Source organism: Mycobacterium sp. IEC1808 (assembly GCF_002101935.1).
Lineage (GTDB): Bacteria > Actinomycetota > Actinomycetes > Mycobacteriales > Mycobacteriaceae > Mycobacterium.
Map to the genome: position 1 here is coordinate 1 of NZ_LQPV01000051.1, position 5,189 is coordinate 5,189.

General features: G+C 66.0%; 6 protein-coding genes. 2 read left to right on the forward strand and 4 right to left on the reverse strand.

Features of this window, described 5'->3' with window-relative positions; all coding sequences use genetic code 11:
* The 4 genes from AWB92_RS22950 to AWB92_RS22965 form a co-directional block, all read right to left on the reverse strand.
* Positions 1 to 266, reverse strand: a 266-nt coding sequence (locus AWB92_RS22950; RefSeq protein WP_085189767.1) for a WXG100 family type VII secretion target, incomplete at its 3' end; no start/stop codon positions are given.
* A 95-nt stretch (positions 267 to 361) separates the two neighbouring features.
* Positions 362 to 1,786 (reverse strand): PPE family protein, encoded by a 1,425-nt coding sequence (locus AWB92_RS22955; RefSeq protein ID WP_085189761.1) that lies wholly within the window; start codon positions 1,784 to 1,786, stop codon positions 362 to 364.
* Positions 1,787 to 1,805: 19 nt separating this feature from the next.
* Complete coding sequence (locus tag AWB92_RS22960; RefSeq protein ID WP_068137678.1) at positions 1,806 to 2,105, reverse strand: PE family protein; 300 nt, start codon at positions 2,103 to 2,105, stop codon at positions 1,806 to 1,808.
* A 365-nt stretch (positions 2,106 to 2,470) separates the two neighbouring features.
* Positions 2,471 to 2,833 (reverse strand): PAS domain-containing protein, encoded by a 363-nt coding sequence (locus tag AWB92_RS22965; RefSeq protein WP_085189769.1) that lies wholly within the window; start codon positions 2,831 to 2,833, stop codon positions 2,471 to 2,473.
* Between the two features lie 280 nt (positions 2,834 to 3,113).
* Here AWB92_RS22965 and AWB92_RS22970 point away from each other — a divergent pair, with 280 nt between their 5' ends.
* Positions 3,114 to 4,010, forward strand: coding sequence for a TetR/AcrR family transcriptional regulator (locus AWB92_RS22970; RefSeq protein WP_241523554.1), 897 nt, complete (start codon positions 3,114 to 3,116; stop codon positions 4,008 to 4,010).
* A 390-nt stretch (positions 4,011 to 4,400) separates the two neighbouring features.
* Positions 4,401 to 5,111 carry a TetR/AcrR family transcriptional regulator gene (locus tag AWB92_RS22975; RefSeq protein WP_085189765.1) on the forward strand — a complete coding sequence of 237 codons (711 nt, stop codon included), beginning with the start codon at positions 4,401 to 4,403 and terminating at the stop codon, positions 5,109 to 5,111.
* Positions 5,112 to 5,189 lie beyond the last annotated feature (78 nt).

Below are 5,189 nucleotides of genomic sequence, written 5' to 3' on the forward strand. Positions count from 1 at the left end.
TCTTGCTGCTCGTAGTTGTTCGCGTCGCGGATCAGCCCGTCGCGCACACCGTGCAGCATGTTCACGATGTTGCGGAAGGCCTGATTCATCTGACCCATGGTGTCGTAGGAGGTCGCCTGGGCCTGGCCACTCCAGCCGGCACCGGCGATGTTGAGCGACGACGCCCACATCTTGCGAGCCTCGTCCTCAACGGTCTGCGCGTGGACCTCAAACCGGCCCGCCATCGCCCGCATCTCATGCGGGTCGGTCATGAATCGTGTTGCCATTTTGGCTCCTTACCTCAATTGGATGGGTTCTGTCGGTGGCTGGTTCGCTTGTGCGGCGAGCCAGGACACCTCGAGTCAATTGGTTTGTGCTGCCGTCACACGTTGGCCGACGAGTTTCCGTTGGTCGGCACGTATATGACCGCCGCCTGATACCCGGGGGGCGCATGGCCATTCGTCGGAAACGACGCGGGCACAGGGTATTTCGCCGCCGGCGGTGGGGCCGCCGGGGTTTCCCCGTCGTCCGAGTATCCGGCGGCTGGTGGACGCGACACGAACCTGAGGCGCGGTGCGTACTTGGCCGCCGCGATGGCCGCGCCGGCTCCGGCACCCGCGGCCGCGGCTCGGCCGAGCCCGCCGACCCCGCCGAGCGGCACCGGGAAACCCAGTCCGGCGGCAACTTCGTCGCCCGCCAACGGCAGCGCCGCCGGAGAAGCCATCGGCAGCGTCCCGAGCATCCCCGGCGAAGCGCCCGCTGCCGCGAGGCCCCAACTTTGCGGCACCGCCAATCCGCCGACCGAGGTCGCCGCACCCAGGCCCGCGAAGCCGCCCAAGCCCGGGATACCGCCTAAGCCTGCGCCGATCGGCCCCAGCGCCCCGGCCGCCGCACCCGCCGCGCCCGCCGCGCCGGCCGTGTTGGCCGCGGCTGCGGATGCGAAGCCGATGTTCATCGGGCCGCCGATGAGGGGACCGAAAACGGTGCCCAACATCGTCGACATCACCGACAAGCCCATCCACCCTGGCATCGCACCGTACGAGGTGATCAGGCCGGTCGCGATGCCCCCGAGCGAGGAGTCGGACAAGAGGCTCCCGAAGGGGCCCACGGCAGCGCCCGACGAAGAAGTTCCGCCCAGTGCGGAGGACAAGGGTGACGCGAGGCTGTTCAGCGCCCCGGTGATCGCGGAGGTCAATTGGGACAGCGTCTGCTGTGCGCCGCCAATCGCCGAGCCGGCCGACTGGGCGCTCGCGCCCCCCTGCGCGGCCAACCCGGCCAGGTTGGTGGTCTGCGGCGCCGGAGCGAAGGGAGTCACCGGCGCCGTGGCCGCCGCCGAACTCGCGGCATAGCCGTACATCGCCGCGGCGTCCTGTGCCCACATCTCCGCGTACTGGGCCTCGGTGGCCGCGATCGCCGGTGTGTTCTGACCGAAAAAGTTCGTCGCGATCAGCATCATCAGGAGTGCGCGGTTGGCCACGATCTCCGGCGGCGGCACCGTCGCCGCGAAGGCCGCCGCATAGGCGGCCGCCGCCGCTTGAGCCTGAGTGGCCGCCAGCTCGGCCTCCGCGGCGGTCGCGCCCATCCACGCCACGTAGGGTGCGGCCGCGGCCGCCATCGCCATCGCCGACGGGCCGAGCCACGGTCCACCGGTGAGCGCCGAGATCACTGCGTCGTAGCCGGCCGCCCCCGAACGCAAATCGGCGGCCAACCCGTTCCAGGCGGCTGCGGCGGCCAGCATCGACCCCGCGCCCGGACCGGCATACATCCGCCCGGAGTTGATCTCCGGCGGTAGCGCCCCGTAATCCATGGTGACCCCGCTGCGCAGCTCAGAGGACCGCGGCCGCGTTGGCGGCCTCGGTGGCCGCGTAAGAACCGGCGCTGGTCGCCAAGGTGCTGACGAACAGCTCACGAATCGCGGCGGCCTGGGCGCTGACCTCCTGGTACAGGACGCCGTGCGCGGTGAAGTGCGCCGCCGTCAGCGCCGACACCTCGTCGGCTGCTGCGGGAATCACCCCGGTGGTCGGGGCGGCCGCGGCCGCGTCTCCGGCGGTCACGGCGGCGCCGATGTTTTGCAGTTCGTCGGCTGCGGACGACAACATCGCCGGCAGCGTGGTCACAAACGACATGTGCTCCTCCTAGCGGAAGCAGGTCGAGCCATCGGCCGGACGCCGTTACGCGGGGCCTGGTGCGACCGTGGATACCGGCAATGCACTTCATTCAGCAGAATACATACTTATCGAAGCATTAGTAAGGGAATTGGTCAACTTGTAGTACTTGCGGGTCGCGGACTCGCCGCGAGGAGGCTTCGCACAGACTGCCCACTGAGCGCGGCTGAGCCCGGTGTCACGCATGAAGCCGGGTCACGACAGCGGCAAGCGCGTCACCCGCGCTTGTGGAAACGCAGCGCCGGTCTAGAACACCCAGGTCGCCGCCGGCGACGGCGCAGATGCCCGGGAACGAATCGGCACGCGGGGATATCCAGGGCGGCGACTCAGCGCTCGTCCATCCACAGTCGCTCGGTCATATTGTCGAACGTCACCAGCACGACCGGGTCGGCCTGGCGCAACATCGCCGTCTGGCTCATCCTGGCCCGCACCGTCCAACCCTCGCAATGCCGCAGCTCGACGATCAGATTCGCGACTGCGTCGACGCCGGCAACCGCGCACAAGGTGGCCGGCACGGTGTGGAACATCTCGGGAAACACCGAGCCCGCCAACACTTCTAGCTCGTAACCCACCATCTCGGCAAACGCCCTGTTGGCGAACAAGATGATGCCGTCCCGCGCCATCGCGAGCGAAGGAACCGGGAGCCGCTCCAGCACCACCACGGCGGGCAACCGGCTCAAGATATCCATCGGCGAATCGCTGGGGCCTCCATTGCGCCGCCGCTCGACCGCCGCGCTGGCGTCCATGCCAGGGCAGTCGCGCGGTGGGTCGGGTAAGACCGCGGTGGGCGGAGGCGCGTTTGACTTCGATGGCACGCGCGCCACATCCGGTTGTCTGGTCACGACCGACATATGTCCTCCTCACGGAAGAAAGCCGACCTGTGGCGGGCGTGTCACCGCGACGCCTGAGGCGCAATCGTGTACAGATACCGTCGATGCACCTGACCTGCCAATTTTCATACTCTTTGGCATGGTAGCGGCCAAATTATCACACTTTGAGTCTTCCCGCGAAGTAAAGTGTGAATTAAAGTCAGGACGTCAGCTCCAGACCAGACCAGGCCAGAACAACGGAAGACTTTCGACGAACACAACGCCGCTTCAGGGGGGTGCACACGCCCGGCGTGCCATCGCCCCCCTCCCCGAAGGGACTGACTCGGTCGCGGAACTGCCTGGCCGCGCCGCGACGGTTTTTCGCGCGGCAACCGCGACGAGACAAGGCGGGGCAATGAATGAGGACGGCGAACGGCGAGCCGACGTGACGCGTCAGCGGATCATTGCCGCCGCCTCACGCCAGTTCGCCCACCGCCCGTACAGCGTCGTGAGCCTCGACGACATCCTGGCGGAAGCCGAACTGACCAAAGGCGCAATGTATTTTCACTTCCCCTCGAAGCAGGCGCTGGCGCTGACGATAATCGACGATCTCACCGAGCTGAGCCGTTCGTCGATCGCCGAGTTGCTTGACCGCAACATGTCGGGCCTGGAGACCCTGATCGAGTTCGTCTTCGCCCGTGCCGCTCAGGACACACAGGACGACGTGGCGCGCGCCGGCGTCCGACTGCTCGACACGCTGGACAACCCGACCTCCCTGCCCCCGACGGTGTGGCAGTCATGGATCGAGTTCGTCACCAGCCTGATCCAAAAGGCAGCCGCCGAGGGTGACGTCATCGCCGAGCACGATCCCGAAGACATCGCCAAAATGTTGGTGGCACTGTGGGTGGGTATCCGCCGAACCAGCAATCTCGACAAACCCGAGGATTACCTCGACACCCTGCAAAGAATATGGACGCTGGCTTTGCCAAGCTTCGCCAATCCCGATCGAATCGACTACTTCACCAAGTTCATCGAACGACGCCAAGCGCTTGCGTGAAAGACGCTCTGCCACAAACGCTCTCGTGACGACTTAGCGCCACCGCGCCTGCTCTCCGCCCGGCCACCGTTCATCTCCGGCAACGGACGACGACTTGGGTTCCGAGTGTGGACCGGAGCCGACTCAGTCTCTCGCGTCCGGGGTCTGGGAATCTCCGAGCAAACGTCCGCGGCCCGTCGTGGGCGTAACTTCGGGAGAAGCCGCGGTAAACGCAGGGTGTAAGGTCAGGAACGGCCGCGGGATGAATTGAGGGTCACCACGCCGGGCGGGGCTGCAGACACTGCGTGTCGGCGGGGCCTATCATCGAAGGCATCGACGCGGCGGTGTTATTTTCTCGGGCCGAGAAGGTGTCCCCGCTGCGCGGCGGGCGCAAAGAGAACAGGCGGGGCGATGACTGATGACAGCGAACGGCGACCCGACAACACCCGCGATCGCCTCATCGCCGCCGCCGCACGCCAGTTCGCCCAGCTTCCGTACAACCTCGTCAGCCTCGATGACATCCTCGCGGAGGCCGAGCTGACCAAGGGGGCGATGTATTTTCACTTCTCCTCGAAGCAAGCGCTGGCGCTGACGATCATTGACGAACTCACCCAGCTGACCCGTTCGGCAGTCGCCGAGTTGCTTGACCGCAACATGTCAGGCCTGGAGACCCTCATCGAATTCGTTTTCCTCCGCGCCGTTCAGGACACCCAGTACGACCTCTCCCGAGCTGGCATGCGGCTGCTCGACGCGCTGGAAAACACGACGCCTGAGCCCCGCGCGCTATGGAAGTCGAGGAAAGACTTCGTCATCACCCTCATCGAGAAAGCAGCCAGGGAGGGTGACGTCATCCACCGGCAGGATCCCGCAGACATCGCCAAAATGTTGATTGCCCTGTGGGTGGGTGTCCGCCGGATCAGCAATCCGGACCAACCCGAGGACTACCTCGATAACTTCAAGAAGGCGTGGATACTGGCACTGCCCAGCTTCACCAATCCCGATCGAATCGACTACTTCAAGAAGTTCATGGAGCGACGTCACGCACTCGCGGTGAGAAAGGTTTGCGCAGAACCGCTCTCATTTGAGGTCCCCGTGACCGCCGCGGCGCACGCCGGCGACTAGCTGTACTGACCACGGACGTTGGTGACGGCGTGGCGTGGTGACATGACGAAGACCTCCGAGTGAAGTGCGAGCTGTCTA